General features: G+C 67.4%; 17 protein-coding genes. 8 read left to right on the top strand and 9 right to left on the bottom strand.

The window, feature by feature from the left end; all coding sequences use genetic code 11:
* Nucleotides 1-93: 93 nt before the first annotated feature.
* The 7 genes from BJG93_RS10720 (at nt 94) to iolB (ending at nt 9,123) form a co-directional block, all read left to right on the top strand.
* Nucleotides 94-1,140, top strand: coding sequence for a sugar ABC transporter substrate-binding protein (locus BJG93_RS10720; RefSeq protein ID WP_027198259.1), 1,047 nt, complete (start codon nt 94-96; stop codon nt 1,138-1,140).
* 171 nt (nt 1,141-1,311) lie between these two features.
* Complete coding sequence (locus BJG93_RS10725; protein ID WP_027198260.1) at nt 1,312-2,502, top strand: ABC transporter permease; 1,191 nt, start codon at nt 1,312-1,314, stop codon at nt 2,500-2,502.
* 13 nt (nt 2,503-2,515) lie between these two features.
* A complete protein-coding gene (locus tag BJG93_RS10730; RefSeq protein ID WP_027198261.1) occupies nt 2,516-3,322 on the top strand; it encodes an ATP-binding cassette domain-containing protein in 807 nt (268 codons plus the stop codon).
* Between the two features lie 75 nt (nt 3,323-3,397).
* A complete protein-coding gene (locus BJG93_RS10735) occupies nt 3,398-5,422 on the top strand; it encodes a bifunctional 5-dehydro-2-deoxygluconokinase/5-dehydro-2-deoxyphosphogluconate aldolase (RefSeq protein WP_027198262.1) in 2,025 nt (674 codons plus the stop codon).
* Nucleotides 5,419-7,398: a 3D-(3,5/4)-trihydroxycyclohexane-1,2-dione acylhydrolase (decyclizing) gene (iolD, locus tag BJG93_RS10740; RefSeq protein ID WP_027198263.1), complete on the top strand. Its 1,980-nt coding sequence runs from the start codon at nt 5,419-5,421 to the stop codon at nt 7,396-7,398. Before BJG93_RS10735 ends, iolD begins: the two co-directional genes overlap by 4 nt.
* 19 nt (nt 7,399-7,417) lie before the next feature.
* Nucleotides 7,418-8,326: a myo-inosose-2 dehydratase gene (gene iolE, locus BJG93_RS10745; protein ID WP_027198264.1), complete on the top strand. Its 909-nt coding sequence runs from the start codon at nt 7,418-7,420 to the stop codon at nt 8,324-8,326.
* On the top strand, nt 8,323-9,123 hold the full coding sequence (gene iolB / locus BJG93_RS10750) for a 5-deoxy-glucuronate isomerase (RefSeq protein ID WP_027198265.1): 801 nt from the start codon (nt 8,323-8,325) through the stop codon (nt 9,121-9,123). The genes iolE and iolB overlap by 4 nt, the downstream gene beginning before the upstream one ends.
* A gap of 22 nt (nt 9,124-9,145) precedes the next feature.
* On the opposite strand, the gene BJG93_RS10755 is transcribed toward iolB, so the two are convergent.
* The 8 genes from BJG93_RS10755 to BJG93_RS10790 all read right to left on the bottom strand — a co-directional run bounded on the left by BJG93_RS10755 (nt 9,146) and on the right by BJG93_RS10790 (nt 16,729).
* The gene (locus tag BJG93_RS10755) at nt 9,146-9,871 is read right to left on the bottom strand and encodes an ABC transporter ATP-binding protein (RefSeq protein WP_027198266.1); all 726 of its coding nucleotides are present in this window, start codon (nt 9,869-9,871) and stop codon (nt 9,146-9,148) included.
* Nucleotides 9,868-10,668 (bottom strand): ABC transporter ATP-binding protein, encoded by an 801-nt coding sequence (locus tag BJG93_RS10760; RefSeq protein WP_071336510.1) that lies wholly within the window; start codon nt 10,666-10,668, stop codon nt 9,868-9,870. Before BJG93_RS10760 ends, BJG93_RS10755 begins: the two co-directional genes overlap by 4 nt.
* Complete coding sequence (locus BJG93_RS10765) at nt 10,665-12,002, bottom strand: branched-chain amino acid ABC transporter permease (protein ID WP_167544143.1); 1,338 nt, start codon at nt 12,000-12,002, stop codon at nt 10,665-10,667. The genes BJG93_RS10760 and BJG93_RS10765 overlap by 4 nt, the downstream gene beginning before the upstream one ends.
* Nucleotides 11,995-12,933 carry a branched-chain amino acid ABC transporter permease gene (locus BJG93_RS10770; RefSeq protein WP_027198269.1) on the bottom strand — a complete coding sequence of 313 codons (939 nt, stop codon included), beginning with the start codon at nt 12,931-12,933 and terminating at the stop codon, nt 11,995-11,997. The genes BJG93_RS10765 and BJG93_RS10770 overlap by 8 nt, the downstream gene beginning before the upstream one ends.
* 4 nt (nt 12,934-12,937) lie before the next feature.
* Nucleotides 12,938-13,387 carry an acyl-CoA thioesterase gene (locus BJG93_RS10775; protein WP_027198270.1) on the bottom strand — a complete coding sequence of 150 codons (450 nt, stop codon included), beginning with the start codon at nt 13,385-13,387 and terminating at the stop codon, nt 12,938-12,940.
* A gap of 88 nt (nt 13,388-13,475) precedes the next feature.
* Complete coding sequence (locus tag BJG93_RS10780; RefSeq protein ID WP_027198271.1) at nt 13,476-14,624, bottom strand: iron-containing alcohol dehydrogenase; 1,149 nt, start codon at nt 14,622-14,624, stop codon at nt 13,476-13,478.
* Between the two features lie 109 nt (nt 14,625-14,733).
* On the bottom strand, nt 14,734-15,264 hold the full coding sequence (locus BJG93_RS10785; RefSeq protein WP_027198272.1) for an NUDIX domain-containing protein: 531 nt from the start codon (nt 15,262-15,264) through the stop codon (nt 14,734-14,736).
* A 151-nt stretch (nt 15,265-15,415) separates the two neighbouring features.
* Entirely contained in the window at nt 15,416-16,729 is a 1,314-nt protein-coding gene (locus tag BJG93_RS10790) for a YbfB/YjiJ family MFS transporter (RefSeq protein WP_027198273.1), read from the bottom strand.
* 100 nt (nt 16,730-16,829) lie between these two features.
* Here BJG93_RS10790 and BJG93_RS10795 point away from each other — a divergent pair, with 100 nt between their 5' ends.
* The gene (locus BJG93_RS10795; protein ID WP_027198274.1) at nt 16,830-17,750 is read left to right on the top strand and encodes a LysR family transcriptional regulator; all 921 of its coding nucleotides are present in this window, start codon (nt 16,830-16,832) and stop codon (nt 17,748-17,750) included.
* 159 nt (nt 17,751-17,909) lie between these two features.
* Here BJG93_RS10795 and alaS read toward each other — a convergent pair whose 3' ends face one another.
* Nucleotides 17,910-20,534 carry an alanine--tRNA ligase gene (alaS, locus tag BJG93_RS10800; RefSeq protein WP_027198275.1) on the bottom strand — a complete coding sequence of 875 codons (2,625 nt, stop codon included), beginning with the start codon at nt 20,532-20,534 and terminating at the stop codon, nt 17,910-17,912.
* Between the last annotated feature and the right edge of the window lie 91 nt (nt 20,535-20,625).

Below are 20,625 nucleotides of genomic sequence, written 5' to 3' on the forward strand. Positions count from 1 at the left end.
CAAGATGACCTAATCTTGGTCGTGAGCGATGGCACCGCGGTCTCGCCAGGCGCTCCCTCAATAACGAACGACAGATCGAGAAAGGTGGAGACAATGAGACTTTGCAGAGGCAAGGCAACGCTCAGGATTCTGGTGACGGCGTTGACGTTGGCGACGGGATTCGGTGCGGCCTCGGCCGCCCGCGCGGCGGACGCCCACTTCGTGCTGATCAGCCACGCGCCGGATTCGGACTCGTGGTGGAACACGATTAAAAACGCGATCAAGCAGGCCGACGAGGACTTCAACGTTCAGACCGACTACCGCAACCCGCCGAACGGCGACATCGCCGACATGGCGCGTCTCGTCGAACAGGCGGCCGCGCGCAATTACGACGGCGTGATCGTATCGATCGCCGACTTCGACGTGCTGAAGAGTTCGATCGGGAAGGTCACCGAGAAACACATTCCGCTCGTCACGATCAATTCGGGCACCGAGGAGCAAAGCGCGAAGCTCGGCGCGATCATGCACGTGGGCCAGCCCGAATACGCGGCCGGCAAGGCCGCCGGAGAAAAGGCGAAGGCCGCGGGGATCAAGTCGTTCCTGTGCGTGAATCACTACGCGACGAACCCGGCTTCGTTCGAACGCTGCCGCGGTTTCGCCGAAGCGATCGGCGCCAACTTCAAGACCTCGACGCTCGACACGGGCCAGGACCCGACCGGCGTGCAGTCGAAGGTCAGCGCGTTCCTGCGCAATCACCCGGACACCCAGGCGGTGCTGACGCTCGGTCCGCTGTCGGCCGATCCGACGCTAAAGGCGCTGCAACAGATGGGCCTCGCGGGCAAGATCTGGTTCGCGACGTTCGACTTCGACAGCGACATCGCCAAGGGCATCCAGGACGGCACGATCCAGTTCGCGATCGACCAGCAGCCGTACTTGCAGGGCTATATCCCGGTTGCGGTGCTCGCGATCGTGAAGAAGGACCACACCACCGACCCCGCCAAGATCCGCGAGATCCTGCAGGCGAATCCGAAGTTCAAGGAGCGTCTTGCGACCTATGGGCTCGCGCCGTCGTATGGGCCGCGCAATATCGGCTCGGGCCCGGGCTTCATCACGAAGGCCAATGTCGACAAGGTACTGAAGTACGCGGGCCAGTACCGCTGAGCGCGCGCCAACGCATCGCATGAGCACGCCGCCGCGCCGGCGGCAAGGCTGAAACGGCGGTGACCGGCCAGACGCATTCCGTCTTGTCGGCACTCGCTCGCTCAGCGGATTCGCAAACGCCCACGGCATCGTGCCGATCCGCCGGTCGCGGGCGTATCAAGGAGAGCTTCAATGGGTGTCGCCGACCTGTTTCATCCCCATCACCGCAAGCAACCGCCGCCCGATCCGCAGGATCCGGCACAGTCAGGCTCGCTGTCCGCTTCGTCGCCGGCCAGCGCCGACGAACGCGTGCGCGAGGAATCCTGGTTCCGCCATCTGCTCGGCCGGCCGGAATTCGCGGCGCTCGCGGGCACCGTGATGGTGTTCATCGTGTTCGGCGTGGCCGCGGGCAACTCGGGGATGTTCAACCTCGACGGCGTGATGAACTGGTCGCAGGTCGCCGCCTATCTCGGCCTGATCTCGGTCGGCGCTTGCCTGCTGATGATCGCCGGCGAGTTCGATCTGTCGATCGGCTCGATGATCGGCTTTGCCGGCATGATGGTCGCGCTGCCGACCATGTACTTTCACTGGCCGATCTGGCTCGCGATCGTGTTCGCATTCGTCGGCTCGATGCTGCTCGGCGCGCTCAACGGCTATCTGGTGATGCGCACGCGCCTGCCGTCGTTCATCGTCACGCTGGCATTCCTGTTCATTCTGCGCGGTCTCACGCTCGCGCTGTCGGTGATGTTCGCCGATCGCACGATCATCTCCGGCGTCGGCGACGTCGCGCGTCAGGACTGGTTCGCGCACACGTTCTTTCAGGGCGTCGCGTTCCGAGGTCTGTTCGTGTGGCTTGGCCACCTCGGCCTCGTGAAGATGCTCGACAACGGCACGCCGCTCGTGCCGGGCATTCCGAAGGTGCTGCTGTGGTGGCTCGTGCTCGCCGTGGTGTGCGCGTTCACGCTCGCGAAGACCCGCTTCGGCAACTGGATTTTCGCGGTCGGCGGCGATGCCAACGCGGCCAAGAACGTCGGCGTGCCGGTGCGTCGCGTGAAGATCTCGCTGTTCGTGCTGACGGCGTTCTGCTCGGCCCTGTATGCGGTGCTGCAGGTGTGTGACATCGGGTCGGCCGCGGCCGACCGCGGTTTGCAGGCGGAGTTCGAGGCGATCATCGCCGCGGTGATCGGCGGCACGCTGCTCACGGGCGGCTACGGCTCGGTGGTCGGCGCATGCTTCGGTGCCCTGATCTTCGGCGTCGTGCAGATCGGCATCACGTACACCAACGTCGATTCCGACTGGTTCCGCGTGTTCCTCGGCGTGATGCTGCTGTTCGCCGTGTTGTTCAACCACTACGTGCGTGGCCGCGTCGCGGCGTCGCGCTAGAAGGAGGTTCACGATGAGCACCCCCGAGCAGAACGCGGACGACATCATCCTGTCGCTGGAAAACGTCAGCCGTTACTTCGGCAACATCATCGCGCTGAACGACATCACGCTGCGGCTCAAGCGCGGCGAAGTGCATTGCCTGCTCGGCGACAACGGCGCCGGCAAGTCGACGCTGATCAAGACGCTCGCGGGCGTGTATCAGCCGAGCAAAGGCACCTACCGGGTGGACGGCAAACCGGTGCGCTTCACCTCGCCGAGAGACGCGCTCGATCTCGGCATCGCAACCGTCTACCAGGATCTCGCGCTGGTTCCGCTGCTTTCGGTTGCGCGCAATTTCTTCATGGGCCGCGAGCCGCAGAGAAAGCTATTCGGCTTTCTTAAGGTGATGGACCTCGAAACCTGCGCGAGCGCCGCGCGCGACAAGCTGGCCGAAATGGGCATCAACGTGCGCGACCCGCATCAGCCGATCGGCACGATGTCGGGCGGCGAGCGTCAATGTCTGGCCATCGCGCGTGCGATTCACTTCGGCGCGCGCGTGCTGATTCTCGACGAACCGACCGCCGCGCTCGGCGTCAAGCAGAGCTTCAACGTACTGAAGCTGATCCATAAAGCGCGCGCCAAGGGCATCTCGGTGATCTTCATCACGCACAACGTGCATCACGCGTATCCGATCGGCGACTCGTTCACACTGCTCAATCGCGGCCGCTCGCTCGGCACCTTCACCAAACAGACGATCAGCAAGGACGAAGTGCTTGACATGATGGCCGGCGGCGCCGAGATGCAAAAGATGATCGGCGAACTCGAAGGCGCGACGATCTGACCGATTCGCGCGGCACGGCCGGCCTCGATGTGGTGCGCCCGGCCGGCCACCGCGCACTGTTACTCAGGACTATTCATGGCTCACTCCAGCACCTCTAGCGGCATCGCAGCAAGCGGACGGTTCGCGCCGGGGCGTGCGCGCGACATCGTGTGCCTCGGCCGGCTGGCCGTCGATCTTTACGCGCAGCAGGTCGGCGCGCGGCTCGAAGACGTGTCGAGCTTCGCGAAGTATCTCGGCGGCTCGTCGGCGAACATCGCGTTCGGCTGCGCGCGGCTCGGGCTCGACGCGGCCATGCTCGCGCGCGTCGGCAACGATCACATGGGGCGCTTCCTGACCGAAACGCTCGCGAAGGAAGGCTGCGACGTCAGCCACGTGCGCATCGACGACGAACGGCTGACCGCGCTCGTGCTGCTCGGGCTGAAGGATCGCGACACGTTTCCGCTGATCTTCTACCGCGAGAACTGCGCGGACATGGCGGTCGACGAGGCCGATTTCGACGAGGCGTTCATCGCGTCGTCCAAAGCGCTGCTGATCACCGGCACGCACTTCTCGACCGAGCAGGTCAATCGCGCGAGCCGCCGTGCGCTCGAATACGCGCGCCGCAACGACGTGCGCACCGTGCTCGACATCGACTATCGGCCGGTGCTGTGGGGACTCACGGGCAAGGCCGACGGCGAGACGCGTTTCGTGGCGAGCGAGGGCGTGAGCGCGCATTTGCAGCGGATTCTGCCGCTGTTCGATCTCGTGATCGGCACCGAGGAAGAGTTTTGCATCGCCGGCGGCAAGACCGAACTCCGCGACGCGCTCGCGATGGTGCGCGCCGTGACGCCGGCCACGCTGGTGCTCAAACGCGGGCCGCTCGGCTGTCAGATCATCGACGGCGAGGTGCCTGCATCGCTCGACGCCGCGCCGATTCATGGCGGCGTCGAAGTCGACGTGCTGAACGTGCTCGGCGCTGGCGACGCGTTCGCTTCCGGCTTCCTGTCCGGCTGGCTGCGCGATCAGCCGCTCGACGCCTGCGCGCGCGCCGCGAACGCGAGCGGCGCGCTGGTCGTGTCGCGGCACGGCTGCGCGCCGGCGATGCCGACCCCGGCCGAGCTCGACTACTTCCTGCGCGAAGCGCAAGCCGATCCGCAGCGCATGCGCCGCCCGGATCTCGACGCGAAGCTCGCACGATTGCATCGCGTATCGCCGGCGCGCAAAGCGTGGCACGAAGTGCTCGGTTTCGCGTTCGATCATCGCAACCCGTTCTTCGAGCTCGCGCAGCAGACCGGCGCCGACGAAGCGCGCATCGCCTCGTTGAAGTGCCTGTTCGTCGAAGCGGTCGCGCAGACCGAACGCGCGCTGAACCTGCAGGGTCGAATCGGCGTACTGATCGACGACCGCTATGGTCAGGACGCGCTGAACGCCGCGACCGGCCGCGGCTGGTGGATCGGCCGCCCGGTCGAGTTGCCCGGCTCGGTGCCGCTCGTGTTCGATCATGGCCGCTCGATCGGCACCACGCTGATCGCGTGGCCGCAGGAACACGTCGTCAAATGCCTCGTGCAGCTTCATCCCGACGAGCCGATCGAGCAGCGGCTCGAACAGGAAGCGCAACTGCGCGCGCTGTACGACGCGACGCAGGCAAGCGGCCACGAGTTGCTGCTCGAAGTGATCCCGCCGAAGCATGCGTCGCTGCCACAAGGACCGGACCTCGTGTATCGCGCGCTCAAGCGCATCTATAACCTCGGCATCTACCCCGAGTGGTGGAAGCTCGAACCGATGGACCGCGCGCAATGGCAGGCCGTCGATGCGCTGATCGCCGAGCGCGATCCGTATTGCCGCGGCGTCGTGCTGCTCGGTTTGTCGGCAGCGGTCGAGCAGTTGAGCGAAGGCTTTCGCGCGGCCGCGCAAGCGGCAACGTGCCGCGGCTTCACGGTCGGCCGCACGATCTTTCACGAACCGAGCCATGCGTGGCTCGCCGGCGACATCGGCGACGACGAATTGATCGCGCGCGTGCGCCAGACCTTCGAAACGCTGATCGCCGCGTGGCGCGGCGCGCGCGGCGAACCGACGGCGCACGGCACGCCTCGTCACGTTCATCAGGAGCAGGCCGCATGAACGAGCGCATCATGCAGGACGACACCCCATCCGCCGGCGGCGCGACGCAAGCTCATGCGCCTGCGGGGAGCGGCGGCACGATTCGCCTGACGATGGCGCAGGCACTCGTGCGCTATCTGGCCGCGCAACGCGTCGCGAGCGAAGACGGCCACGGCGTCGAGCCGCTGTTCGGCGGCGTATTCGCGATCTTCGGCCACGGCAACGTCGCGGGCATCGGCGAGGCGCTGTATCAGCATCGCGACGCACTGCCCACCTTGCGCGCGCACAACGAGCAGGCGATGGCGCACAGCGCGATCGCTTACGCGAAGGCGCACTTTCGCCGCCGCATGATGGCCGTGACGACGTCGATCGGTCCTGGTGCCACGAATCTGCTGACCGCGGCCGCGCTCGCGCACGTGAACCGGCTGCCGGTACTGCTGCTGCCCGGCGATATCTTCGTGTCGCGCGCGCCCGATCCGGTGTTGCAGCAGCTCGAGGATTTCAACGACGGCGGCGTGTCCGCGAACGACGCGTTCAAGCCGCTGTCGCGCTACTTCGACCGCATCGTGCATCCGGCGCAATTGCTGAGCGCGTTGCCGCGCGCGCTTCGCGTACTGACCGATGCCGCGTTGTGCGGCCCCGTCACGCTCGCGCTGCCGCAGGACGTGCAGGCGCAGGCGTGGGACTTTCCGGAGGACTTCTTTACGCCGCGTGTCGTGCGCTTTCAAGCGCCCGCGCCCCGTAGCGACGATATCGACGCCGCGTGCGGGCGCTTGCGGCACGCGAAGCGTCCGCTGATCGTCGCGGGCGGCGGCGTGCTGTACGGCCGCGCGGCCGACGCGCTGCACCGCTTCGCGAGCGCGCATGGGGTGCCGGTCGCGGAAACGCAGGCCGGCAAAAGCTCGCTCGCATGGAACGATCCGCTGAATGCGGGCGCGCTCGGCGTGACCGGCTCACCGGCGGCCAACGCGCTCGCGCATGACGCCGACTGCGTGCTCGCGCTCGGCACGCGACTGCAGGACTTCACGACCGGATCGAATACGCTGTTCACGCAAGCCGACGTGATCGCGATCAACGCGAATGGCTTCGACGCGCTCAAGCATCGCGGTTTCGTCGTCGAAGCGGACGTGAAGCTCGCGCTCGATGCGCTCGCCGGGCCGCTGCAAGGCTGGCACGCGGAGCGCACGTGGACCGCGCGGGCGCACAAGCTCGCGGCGAGCTGGCGCGACTCCGTGCAAACGCTCACGCATGCGCCGCAACGCGACGGGGTGCTGCCCTACGAGGGCGACGTGATCGGCGCGGTGCAGCGTTCGAGCGCGCACTCCGCGACCCACGACATCGTCGTCTGCGCGGCCGGCACGCTGCCCGCCGAACTGCACAAGCTGTGGCGCGCGGGCCGGCCCGGCGCGTACCACGTCGAATATGGCTACTCGTGCATGGGCTACGAGATCGCGGGCGGCCTCGGCGTGAAGCTCGCGCGGCCCGAGCGCGAGGTGATCGTGATTCTCGGCGACGGCAGCTATCTGATGATGAACAGCGAGATCGCGAGCTCGGTGATGCTCGGCGCGAAGCTGATCGTCGTCGTGCTCGACAATCGCGGCTTCGGCTGCATCAATCGACTGCAACAGGCGTGCGGCGGCGCACCGTTCAACAATCTGCTCGACGATTGCGCGCACGGACCGGAAGGCGTGCCGCGCATCGACTTCGCCGCGCATGCGCGCGCGCTCGGCGCGCAAGCCGAACACGCGGGCGATCTCGCGGAGTTCGAAGCGGCGCTGCAACGCGCGCGCGCGGCGATGGGCACGTATGTGATCAGCATCGATACCGACCCGGCTCGCACCACCGAAGACGGCGGCTGGTGGTGGGAAGTCGCGGTGCCCGAAGTGTCGACGCGCACCGAGGTGCGCGAGGCCCGCGCGAAGTACGACGCACAGCTCGCCGCGCGCGCGGCGCCGCCCGCAACACCTTCGCCGTCACCAGGCACCGATCACGAGTGAGAACCACGAGGACTCCGGCATGACTGCTTTCGACATACGCATCGGCATCAACCCGCTATCGTGGATGAACGACGACCTGCCGTCGCTCGGCGGCGAGACGCCGCTCGAAGTCGCGCTGACCGAGGGTCGCCAGATCGGCTATCAGGGCTTCGAACTCGGCAACAAGTTTCCCCGCGAGCCTGAAGCGCTGAAGACCCTGCTCGCGCAATACGACCTCGCACTCGTGTCCGGCTGGTACTCGGGACAACTGGCTCAACGCAGTGTCGCGCAGGAAATCGACGCGGTCGGCGCGCATCTCGAGCTGCTGGCGCGCAACGGCGCGACGGTGATGGTGTATGGCGAAGTCGCCGATTCGATCCAGGGCGCGCCGCGCCCGCTGTATCAACGGCCGCGTTATTTCAGCGACGCGCAATGGGCCGCGTACGCGGCACGCGTCGATGAATTCGCACGCTATACGCTGAGCCGCGGCGTTCGCCTCGCCTATCATCATCATATGGGCGCGTACGTCGAAACGCCGGCCGACGTCGATCAGTTGATGGCGCGCACCAGCGACGCCGTCGGGCTGCTGTTCGATGCCGGGCACATCACGTTCGCGGGCGGCGATCCGGTGGCGGTGCTCGACAAACACATCGCGCGCGTCTGCCACGTGCATTGCAAGGACGTGCGCCCCGCCGTGATGAAGCTCGCGCGCAATCGCAACTGGAGTTTTCTCGATGCAGTGATCGCCGGTGCATTTACGGTGCCCGGTGACGGCGCGGTCAATTTTCCGGCGCTGATCGAGCGTTTGAAGCGGCATGGTTATTGCGGCTGGCTCGTCGTCGAGGCGGAGCAGGACCCGGTGGTCGCGCCGTCGTTCGAGTATGCACAGAAGGGCTATAGAACGTTGCGGGCGCTCGTCGATGCGCCGCTCGGCAAGGAGGCAGCATGAGCTTATTGGTGAAGGCAGAGCGCGAAGGCCAGACGATCGCGCGCGTGACGCCGCAGTCGGCCTGCTGGCGCTATGTGGGATTCGCCGCGTACCGGCTCGGCGCGAACGAACTCGTGTACGTGTTCGAGCCGGCGCGCGAAACCTGCATCGTCGTGCTGAGCGGCGCGGTCGACATCGAAACCGCAGACACGACTTGGCGTTCGCTCGGTTCGCGCGATAGCGTGTTCGAAGACGCGGCGCCCTACGCGGTGTATCTGCCGCCGAATCTGCGCGCAACGGTGCGCGCGTGCCGCGACGCGGAGCTGGGTGTCGCGAGCGCGCCGGCCAAAGGCGAGTATCCGGCGCGGCTGATCGAACCTGCGTCGATGAAGCGCTCGACGCGCGGCAAATCGCTGAATACGCGCTACGTGTGCGATATTCTTCCGCAGAGCGAACCGGCGGAATCGCTGCTGGTGGTCGAAGTGAGAACGCCGGGCGGTCACGCGTCGAGCTATCCGCCGCACAAGCACGACACCGACAACGTCCCGCACGAAAGCTCGCTCGAAGAAACCTACTACCACCGGCTCGATCCGCCGCAGGGCTTCGCGTTCCAGCGCGTGTACACCGACTCGCGCGATATCGACGAATCGATGGCCGTCGAGGATCACGACGTCGTCATGGTGCCGCGCGGCTATCACCCCGTCATCGTGCCGTATGGCTACGATTCGTATTATCTGAACGTGATGGCGGGCAGCCAGCGGGTCTGGCATTTCCATAACGATCCGGTGCACGAGTGGATCATTAATAAAGATGCTTGACTAGCCTGGTGCGTGTCGCGCGTCAGCCAACCCCGAGCCACTCGCGCATCACATCGTCACGCGCCAGAAACGACGCCAGCGCGCCGTCGAACACGATCTTGCCATGCCCCATCACCGCGACACGGCTCGCGATGTCCCGCGCGATCGCGAGACGCTGCTCGATCAACAGTATCGCGACGCCTCGCTCGCGCAACGCATGAAGGCAGCCGGCGACCTGCTGCATCACGAGACTCGCGAGCCCTTCGCCGGGCTCGTCGATCAGCAGCAGATCGGGATCGCCGAGCAGCGCCCGCGCGAGCGCGAGCATCTGCTGTTCGCCGCCCGATAGCGCGCCGGCGCGTGTTCCCTTGCGCTCGGCGAGCACGGGAAACAGCGCGTAGGCGTTCTCGAGCGTGAAGCGTGGCGCGCGGCCGCGCGCACGTGAGCCCGCACCGGGTGCAATGCCGAGCAGCAGGTTTTCATGGACGCTCAGTGTCGCGAACACGTCGCGATGTTCGGCCACATAGCCGATCCCGAGCCGCGCGATCTCGAACGTGCGCAGACCGGCGAGCGAACGCCCCGCGAAACGCAGCTCGCCGTCGCAATGCACGAGGCCCATGATCGCGCGTGCGAGCGTCGAGCGGCCCGAGCCATTGCGACCGACGAGCGCAAGCACTTCGCCGGGCTCGATGCGGAGTGTGACGCCATGCAAGGCCTGGCTCGCGCCGTACCAAGCGTTCAGGTCGCGAACATCGAGCAGCGCGCTCATCGGCGTGCTCCATCGTCCGCTGCATCACCAGCCCTTGCTGCTGATCCCTGCTCCAAGCGCTCACCGAGGTAGGCGGCACGCACGCCCGCATCGGCGCGAATCGTGGCCGGCGATCCGCTTGCGATGATGCGCCCCTGCACCAGCACCGAAATGCGATCGGCGATCGCGAATACCGCGTCCATGTCGTGCTCGACCATCAGCAGCGTGCGGCCCGCGGTGGTGTCGCGGATCAGCTCGATCGCGCGCGCCGCCTCCGCGCGGTTCATCCCCGCGGTCGGTTCGTCGAGCAGCAGCGTGTGCGCGCCGCCCGCCAGTGCGATGCCGAGATCGAGCGCGCGCTGCTCCGCGTAGCTGAGCGTGCCGGCCGCGACGTCGCGGCGCGCACCGAGGCCGACCGCGTCGAGGACCTCGGCGGCGCGCGCATCGATCGCGGCCGCGCCGCTCAGACGCTGCCACCAGCGCGTGCGATCACGCTCGGTCAGTTGCGCCGCGCAGCGCAGGTTGTCGAATACCGACAGCCGCGCGAACACGCTGGTGCGCTGGAAGCTACGTGCGAGGCCGCGCCGCGCGATCGCGGCCGGCGCGAGCCGCGTGATGTCCGCGCCGAACAGATGGATACGCCCCGCGTTCGGCCGCGCGCCGCCCCCGATCAGATTGAACAGCGTCGACTTGCCGGCGCCGTTCGGGCCGATCAGCGCATGCCGCTCGCCGGGTTCGATCGCGAGATCGACGCCGCGCAGGATCGGCGTCGGGCCGAAACGCTTTTCGATGCCGTAGAGCGCGAGTGCGGGGATCATCGTGCGGCCCCGGGCGATCGTGCCGCGCGCGCGTCGATGGCGACGCGCGCATGGGCGCGCAGCGCGCGGCGGGTGCTCAGCGCGGCCAGTGCCGCCAGCGTGCCTAGGGTAAGCGCGAGATGCAGCGGCGAGGCGGCGACCGGCGCTGGCAGCGGCGCGCCGGTGACATAAGGGGCCGCGCTGGCACCGGCGCCGAACAAGGTCCCGAACGCCGCGCCCTCATCCGCGCCGAACTGCGCCGCATAGGCCCACTGCACCGCGAACACGACGGCCGCGAGCCACAGCGCCACGGCCGTCGTGCTCCACAGATACGCGGCGCGACAACGTCGCCAGCCATAGGCGGCGATCCGCGCCGTCTGCCGCGCGCCAAAACCCGCGAGCCCGTCCGGCGCGACCATGACCACGACGACAAACAACAACCCCAGATAGAACAGCCAGGCCCGCGTGACACTCGCGACCACCACGCTGAAAAACGTCAGCACGATCGCGCCCGCGACCGGCCCGAAAAAAGCCGCCGTGCCGCCGATCACGGTCGCGATCAGCACCGCCCCCGAGCGCATCATGCCGACGCTCTCGCTCGACACGAGCTCGATATTGATCAGGCCGAGCGTGCCCGCAACGCCCGCGAAAAACGCCGACAGGACCACCACGCCATAGCGAACCCGCCGCGGATAACAGCCGATCGCCGCCGCCCGCGCCGGGTTGTCGCGCACCGCCTTCGCGAGCCGCATCAACGGCGTGCGCGACAGCGCGAACATCGCGATGCACGCGATGACGCACCACAGCGCGATCAGCGCATAGGCCTCGCGCGCCGGTCCGAAGCGCCAGCCGGCCAGAGGCGGGCCGCTTGCGCGATCGATCGCGACACCCGCCTCGCCGCCGAACCAGCCCGGCAGCGTCCATGCGGCCGCGACGACGAGCTCGCCGAGCCCGAGCGTAATCATCGCGAACGCGGTGCCGGCGCGGCGCGTCGCAATGAAGCCGAACAGTACGCCGCACAGCGCGCCGCCGATGCCGCCGACGAACGGCAGCAGCACCAGCGGCATGCCGCTCGCGTTGAACACGCGCGCCGCGATCAGCGCGCCGAGGCCCGCATACGCGGCATGCCCGAACGACAGCAGCCCGGTCTCGCCGAGCAGCAGGTTGTACGACAGCGCGAACACGATCATCGTCGCGCTTTGCGCGAGATAGGCGAGCAGCCAGCTATGCGGCCAGATCAAAGGCGGCACGGCGAGAAAGGCGACCAGCGCGAGCCATGGCGCGAGCGCGCGGCTGGGCCCGCGAGGCGGCACCCCGCTTTGCACCGTGACCGGCGACCCGCTGCGCCTACGCATGGTCGTCGCGCTGTCCGAAGAGCCCGCGCGGCCGCAGCGCCAGCACCGCGACGAGCAGCAGATACGGCAGCAGCGGCGCGAGCTGCGAGAGCGTCAGCGCGTCCCATTCGGGCGGCAGCGCCGCGCCGGCGAGCGACATCACGTCGCCCAACGACAGATCGCTCGCGACGGCCAGCGTCTGCACGCATCCCACCAGCAGCGATGCGGCCAGCGCCCCGCTCAACGAACCGAGGCCGCCGATCACGACCACGACGAACCCGATCGAGCCGAGCGACTCCGCCATCGCGGGCTCGATCACGAACAGGGGTGCGCCGATCACGCCAGCCAGCGCGGCGAGCGCAGTGCCGGCCGCGAACACGCCGGTGAACACGCGCGGCACGTTATGGCCGAGCGCTTCGACGGCCTGCGCATGCGTGAGCGCGGCCCGCACGATCAAACCCGTCTTCGATACGCGCAGCAGTGCGACGAGCGTCGCGAGCATCGCGAGCGAGACGGCCATCATGAACGCGCGATAGCGCGTGAAGACCGCGCCGTACAGCGAGAACAGCGGACCGTCGAGCGCGGCCGGAATCCTTGCCGACAACGGACCGAGCCCCCAGCCGAGCTTGACCAGTTCGCCGAGCAGATACGCGGCGCCGAACGTCAGCAACAGCTCGGGTAGATGACCGTGCCCGCGCACGCGCCGCAGCAGCCAGCGCTCGAGCGCCGCGCCAAGCAGACCGACGACCAGCGGCGCGACCACCAGCGCGCTCCAGAAGCCGGCGCGCGCCGCCACCGAAAAGCCGACGTACGCGCCCAGCATGTAGAAGCTCGCATGCGCGAAGTTGAGCACGCCGAGCATGCTGAAAATCAGCGTCAGCCCGGCCGACAGCATGAACAGCAACAGGCCGTAGCTCAGGCCGTTGAGCAGAGTGATGATGAACGACTGCACGCGACTATTGCGCCGGCCCGGCGACGCACAGCGGCTCGAGCGCCGCGCGCAGTTGTGCCGGCAGTCTCACCGGACGGCGCGTCGCGCGATCGACGTAGACGTGCACGAAATGTCCCTGCGCGGCGGGCGCGGCGTCAGCGTCGCGGAACAGCCCCACCTCGTAGCGCACGCTCGACGTGCCGAGCCGCGCGACCCGCAAGCCCGCATCGATGCGATCGGGAAACACGAGCGGCGCGAAGTAGTTGCACTGTGTCTCGACGACGAGACCGATCGTCGTGCCGTGCTCGACATCAAGCACGGCCGCGCGGATCAGATACTCGTTCACGACGGTGTCGAAATAGCTGTAGTAGACGACGTTGTTCACGTGGCCGTAGACGTCGTTGTCCATCCAGCGCGAGGTGATCGGCAGAAAGTGCGGATACGCGGCGCGGCCGGCCGGGGCGGGTTTGTTCATCGGACGTGGCGGTGGGTGGATGCGGGAATGCGGGTAGAGGGGCCCGGCGGCCCCTTCTCGTTAGCGTGCTCGGGTCATGGTGCTGCCGTCACAGCGACTCGCTCAGCATGCGCCGATAGTCGTCGGCGCTTGCCTCGCGCGGATTCGTGCGATGGCAATGGTCGAGCAGCGCGCCCTGCACGACCTTGTCGAACATGCTTTCGTCGACGCCCATCTGCGTCAGGCCGGTCGGCAGACCGAGCCGCGCCGTCATGTCGAACAGCGCCTGCGCGAGATCCGCATGCTCGGGCAGAGCCATCACGCGACGCATGCGCGCATAGCGGCGCTCGGCCACCACGCTCGGCGCGCGCTCGTTAAAGCGCAGCACCGCGGGCAGCACGACCGCGTTCAGCGTGCCGTGATGCAGCGAGGTGCGGCCGTTCACCTTCAGGCCGCCCAACGGATGCGATAGCGAATGCACGCAGCCGAGGCCCTTCTGGAACGCCATCGCGCCCTGCATCGAGGCGCTCATCATGTTCAGGCGCGCGTCGCGATCGTTGCCGTCCGCGCACGCGCGCTCGATGCTGGCCCATGCGCGCTCGAGCCCGTCGAGCGCGATGCCGTCGGCGGGCGGATTGAAGGCCGGCGCGAGGAAGGTCTCGATGCAGTGCGCGATCGCATCCATGCCGGTCGCGGCGGTCAGCCCCGGCGGCAGGCCGAGCGTGAGGCCCGGATCGCACAACGCCGATTTCGGCAGCAGATTCCACGAGTGAAAGCCGAGCTTGCGGCCGTCGTTCAGGATCACGATCGCGCCGCGCGCGACTTCGCTGCCGGTGCCGGCCGTGGTCGGAATCGCGATCAGCGGCGCAGCCGCGTCGGTGATCTTCGCGCTGCCGCCTTCGATCGTCGCGTACTGCGCGAGCGGCCCCGGATGCGTGGCCGCGATCGCGACGCCCTTCGCGAGATCGATCGACGAACCACCGCCGACCGCGATCAGCCCGTCGCAGCGCTCGTCGCGATACATCCGGGCGGCCGCGAGCACCATCTCCTCGGTCGGGTTCGACGGCGTGTCGTCGAAGAGCGGCACCTCGCCGAGCTTCAGCGCGTCGAGCGCCTGCCGCGCGATGCCGGCGGCGACGACGCCCTTGTCGCTGATCACCAGAGGCCGCTTGATACCGATGCGCGTGCACTCGGACGACAGGTGCGACAGCGCTTCATAGCCCAGCTGAATATGGGTCAGGTAGTAGATGTAGGCCATGCCGTTTTCTCCCTGAGCGTGCGCTCATTGACCGCTGGTTGACGTGGATGATCGGTTCGCCGGGCTGTCCATGCGATGGCCGAGTTTGCCGCTCGCCCGGCCGAGCGCGTCACTGCCCCGGTCGCTCGACGAATTCGAACGGCAAACCGCGCCGCCGCATCCATTCGCCGAGCGCCTGGCCGGTGCCCGCGCGCCACGGCCGCAGCTTCGCGGGCTCGACGAGCCGGTATTCGAGCAGTTCGGGCGACAGTGCGATCGCCCCATGCGCCTTCACGTGATACGCGATGATCAGCTCGTTCTTGCGAATGAATTCATACACGCCGATCAATTCCACCGACTCCGCGTGCAACGACGTCTCCTCGAGCACTTCGCGCGCGATGCCCTGCTCCGGCGTCTCGCCATTTTCGAGGAAACCGGTGATCAGCGCGAACATACCTTCGGCCCACGCGGCATTGCGCGCCAGCAGGATCTTGCCTTCGTACTCGACGATTGCGGCGACGACCGGCAGCGGGTTATTCCAATGGACGTAGCCGCATCCGGCATCGGGACAGCTCTGACGGACGCGGCCACCCTCATGCTCGGGGTCGGTGCGTTCGGTCAGAGGCTTCGCGCAGCGGGGGCAGAAACGGTACTCGGTCATGGCGGGGGGACGTCTCTTTTATCTCGTGTTTTGTGGCGGGGCGTGATCACGCGGCGCACGGCACGCCCATCGCTTTCGCTGCAAGCGGCGGCAACGGCGCGAATGCTGCGCTACATTCTAGTGCGCTGGTGCGAGATGTGTTTCGACGTGGTTATTTGCAACCGCAATCCGGCATGCGACCGCGGCTGGGGCCACGCGGCACGCGCGTCACCGCGATCAGCCCCGCCGCCCCCGCCAGCAGCGCGCCCGCGGCGAGCCACAGCGCCAGCGAAAACGATCCGGTGTGGGCCGCAATCGGCGCGGCCACCAGCGGACCGGCGATCTGACCGATGCCATAGGCCGCCGTTGCATAACCCATCAGTCCGGCCGCGTCGTCGCCGCGCAGACGCCGCGCCTCGCGCATCGCGAACAGCGTGATCGCGGTAAAAGGCAGGCCGATCATGATGCTGCCGAGCGAAAAGCCTGGCGCCGTCGGCCACACGATGCCCAGCGCAATGCCGAGCGCCTGCAGCACATACGAACCCGCGAGCAGCGCGCGGTTGTCCCAATGCACGGGCAAGCGCGCGGCGAGCAACGCGCCGACGATCAGCGCGGCACCGAACATCGGCCAGAACAGGTCCGGCCACGCCGAGCCGGGCAACGCGTGGCGCGCGATAACCGGCAGAAAGGTCGCGGTGATGATGTAGCCGAAGCCCGGGATACCGTAGAGCAGGACCAGCCAGAAGGTGTCGGCGCGGTGTACGGCGCGGCTCGTCCGAACGCCGGCGGTGCGGGGCGGCTGGTTTGCGCCCGCGCGTGATCCGGCGGCGGGTCTGGGGACGGCTGGGCTTTCAACAGCGGGGGCCGCAGCCCTCGCACGCGGCGCGTCGCCAAACACCGGCCACACCAGCACCGACAGCGCCGCGCCGATCACCGCGAAGCCAATCCATCCGACCACCGCGCCATAGCCGCCCGCGACGCTGACGAGCAAACCGGTTCCGACGATCCCCACCCCGGGCCCCGTATAGATGACCCCGCTCCACGCATGCGCGCCGAGTTCGGCGAGCCGCCGCAAGCCCCACTGCGACGCGAACACGAAGGTCCATGCGCTGACCGCGCCGGCGAAGAAGCGCACCAGCGCCCACATCCAGAACTGGCCAGTGACGCCCATCGCGAGCGTCAGCAGCACGGTCGCGACGAGCCCGGCGCGCACGACGCGGGCGGGCTCGAACCGCAGCGCCGCGCACGTGATCGCACCCACGAAATAGCCGGCGTAGTTGAACGACGCGAGCCAACCGCCGTGCTGGATGTCGAGCTGCGGCTGACCGGGCGCGGCGCCGTGCAGCATCAGCGGCAGCAGCGGCGTGAATGCGAAGCGCCCGATGCCGAGCGCGACGGCCAGCGTCACCATGCAGGCGAGCGCCGCGCGCCGGGCGGCATGGGGTTCGTGGAAGCGCTGGGATGCGCGCGAGGCAAGGTCGTTCATGATCGGACGTCCAACGGCGACGATAGGCATTCATCTTAGCTTGACCTTCTGATCACGAAAAATGAATAATTAGAATGCCAATCATCGCCAGGGGAGAATCATGGATCTGGCCGCTTTGACCATCTTTCGCGCGGTCGTGCGCGAAAACGGCGTCACGCGCGCCGCGGCGAAACTCAATCGCGTGCAATCGAACGTGACGACGCGCATCAAGCAGCTCGAGGAGCAGCTCGGCACCGAACTGTTCATCCGCGATGGCCGCCGCCTCGTGCTGACGCCCGCCGGCGAGACGCTGCTGCCCTACGCCGAGCGACTCCTCGCGCTTGCCGACGAGGCGCGTCACGCGGTGCGCGAGGATCGTCCGAGCGGGCGTCTGCGTCTGGGCACGATGGAAAGCGTCGCGGCGACGCGTCTGCCGGGCCTGCTCGCGCAATATCACCAGCAATGGCCGGCGGTCGCGCTCGAACTGGAGACCGGCACGACCGGCAAGCTGATCGAGCGGGTGCGCGAATTCGAGGTCGACGCGGCGCTGGTCGCGACGCCGCTCGATCCCGCCGCGCTCGGCGATCCGTTCGAGACCGTGCCGATCTTCCGCGAGGAACTCGTGATGCTGACGCCGCGTGGTCATCGGCCGATCCGCGAAGTGCGCGACATCGCGCTATCGACACTGATCGCGTTCGAGCGCGGCTGTGCTTATCGCACGTATATCGAGAAGTGGTACCTGGAGCACGGCATGCGGCCGCAGCGGGTGCTGGAACTCGGCTCATATCACGCGATCGTCGCGTGCGTGGCGGCCGGCGCGGGCGTCGCGGTCGCGCCGCGCTCGGTGCTCGATCTGCAGACCGACACGAGCAATATTGCGGTGCACGCGTTGCCCGATATCGGCGTGATCGACACGCTGCTGGTCTGGCGACGCGGGCATTTTTCGTCGGCGCTCAATGCGCTGCGGCGCACGCTGGTGGCATCGCAGGAAGGAACGGCCGAGGCGGATGGGGTGACGTCAGTGGACGCGGATGCGGTCTGACCGTTGAATCCGCGCCGGCAACGCGGTCCGGCGCAACCCGGCCGGCCTCAGCAAAAGCGAAGGGGCCACGCAACGCGCCGATCCTGCTGGCGCGCCGCGTGGCCCCTTCGTCAAACCCGGCTCGAGTTCGGATGAGCCGAACTTAGCCGCCCCTCGAAATCAAAGCTGCCCTTCGACCCAGGCCTTGACGCCCGCGAGCGCCGCCGGCAATTTCGCCGGCTCGGTACCGCCAGCCTGCGCCATGTCCGGACGACCGCCGCCCTTGCCGCCCACTTGCTGGGCCACGAAGTTGACCAGTTCGCCCGCCTTGACTTTCTTGCTGGCGTCGGCGGTCACACCGGCGATCAGGCTGACCTTGCCACCTTCGACCGACGCGAGCACGATGGCCGCGCTCTTCAGCTTGTCCTTGAGCTTGTCGACCGTTTCGCGCAGCGTCTTCACGTCCGCGCCTTCGAGTGTCGCGGCGAGCACGTGCACGCCGCCGACCTCGATTGCCTGGCCCGCGAGTTCGTCGCCCTGGCTCGACGCCATCTTCGACTTCAGCGCGCTCAGCTCCTTCTCGAGCGCCTTCACCTGGTCCTGCACCTGGCCGATGCGCTGAGTGAGTTCCGCCGGTTGCGCCTTCAGCGCCGCCGCGGCCGCGTTGATGCGCGTTTCCAGCTCCTGCACGTAGCGCACCGCGTTGTCGCCCGTGATCGCTTCGACGCGACGGATACCCGCGGCGACGCCGCCTTCCATCACGATCTTGAACAAGCCGATGTCGCCCGAGCGATTCACGTGCGTACCGCCGCACAGCTCACGCGAGAAGCCGAGGTCGAGCACGCGCACTTCGTCGCCGTATTTTTCGCCGAACAGCGCCATCGCGCCGCCCTTCACCGCGTCGTCGTAAGACATCACACGCACGATGCCGGGCGCGTTCGCCAGTACTTCGGCATTGACGATTTCCTCGACGCGGCGGATCTGCTCGTCCGTCATCGGCGCGTTATGCGCGAAGTCGAAGCGGGTCTTCTCGGCGTCGACGAGCGAGCCCTTCTGCTGCACGTGCGAACCGAGCACCTCGCGCAGCGCCTTGTGCATCAGGTGCGTGGCCGAGTGGTTGCGCGCCGTGCGGGCGCGGCGGACCGCGTCGATTTCCGCTTTGACGATGTCGCCGACCTTCAGCGTGCCTTGCTCGAGCGTGCCGTGATGGCCGACCACGTCGGCCTGCACCTTCAGCGTATCGACGACCGCAAAGCGCGTGCTGGCGTTCGCGAGCACGCCCTGGTCGCCGACCTGGCCGCCCGACTCCGCGTAGAACGGCGTGTGATCGAGCACCACCACCGCCTGCTGGCCGGCCTGCGCCTGCTGCACCGACGCGCCCTCCACGTACAGCGCGACGACCTTCGCGTCGTCGAAGATGATGTCTTCGTAGCCGTGGAACGTGGTCTTCGCGCCCGAGTATTCGAGGCCCTGCGCCATCTTGAACTTGCCGGCCGCGCGCGCCTGCTCGCGCTGACGCGCCATCGCTTCGTCGAACGCGGGTTCGTCGACCGTCACTTCGCGCTCGCGGCAGACGTCGGCGGTCAGGTCGAGCGGGAAGCCGTAGGTGTCGTGCAGCTTGAACGCGAGTTCGCCGTCGAGCGTCTTGCCACCCTTGGCGTCGAGATCGGCCAATGCCGCCTCGAGAATCGACATGCCGTGCTCGATCGTCTCGAAGAAGCGCTCTTCTTCCTGACGCAGCACGTCGGTCACACGCTGCTCGGCCTGCTTCAGTTCAGGGTAAGCGTCGCCCATCTGCGCGACCAGATCCGCGACGAGGCGATGGAAGAACGCACCCTTCTTGCCCAGCTTGTAGCCGTGGCGGATCGCGCGGCGCACGATCCGGCGCAGCACGTAGCCGCGGCCTTCGTTGCCCGGAATCACGCCGTCGACGATCAGGAACGAGCACGCGCGGATGTGATCGGCGATCACCTTCAGCGAGTTGTTGCCCAGATCGGTCACGCCGGTTTCACGGCCAGCGGCTTGAATGAGCGCCTGGAACAGGTCAATCTCGTAGTTGCTATGCACGTGCTGCAGCACGGCCGCGATACGCTCGAGGCCCATGCCGGTGTCCACGCATTGCTTGGGCAGCGGCGTCATGTTGCCCTGCGCGTCGCGGTTGAACTGCATGAACACGAGGTTCCAGATTTCGATGTAGCGGTCGCCGTCTTCGTCGGGCGACCCCGGCGGCCCGCCCCATACGTCCGGGCCGTGGTCGTAGAAGATTTCCGAGCATGGGCCGCACGGGCCGGTGTCGGCCATCTGCCAGAAGTTGTCCGACGCGTAGCGCGTGCCCTTGTTGTCGCCGATGCGGATGATGCGCTCGACCGGCACGCCCACTTCCTTCGCCCAGATGTCGTGCGCTTCGTCGTCTTCCTGGTAGACGGTGACCCAGAGCTTGTCTTTCGGCAGCTGATAGACCCCGGTCAGCAGTTCCCACGCGTAATGGATCGCGTCGCGCTTGAAGTAGTCGCCGAACGAGAAGTTGCCGAGCATCTCGAAGAACGTGTGGTGACGCGCGGTGTAGCCGACATTCTCGAGGTCGTTGTGCTTGCCGCCGGCGCGCACGCTGCGCTGCGCGGTGGTGGCGCGCGAATACGGACGCGATTCCGCGCCGAGGAACACATCTTTGAACTGCACCATCCCCGAATTGGTGAAGAGCAGTGTCGGGTCGTTGCCGGGCACGAGGCTCGACGAACGGACGATCGTGTGGCCCTTCGATTCGAAGAACTTGAGGAATTTCTCGCGGATTTCGGCGGCTTTCATAGCGTGCGGGGGAAGGTCCTGACGGGTCCTGACTGAGACTGGCGGTCGGTGGGAGGCGCCAACTGTCTGTTTCTTAAACGGCTGATTATAC

This window comes from Paraburkholderia sprentiae WSM5005, from assembly GCF_001865575.2.
Taxonomy (GTDB): domain Bacteria; phylum Pseudomonadota; class Gammaproteobacteria; order Burkholderiales; family Burkholderiaceae; genus Paraburkholderia; species Paraburkholderia sprentiae.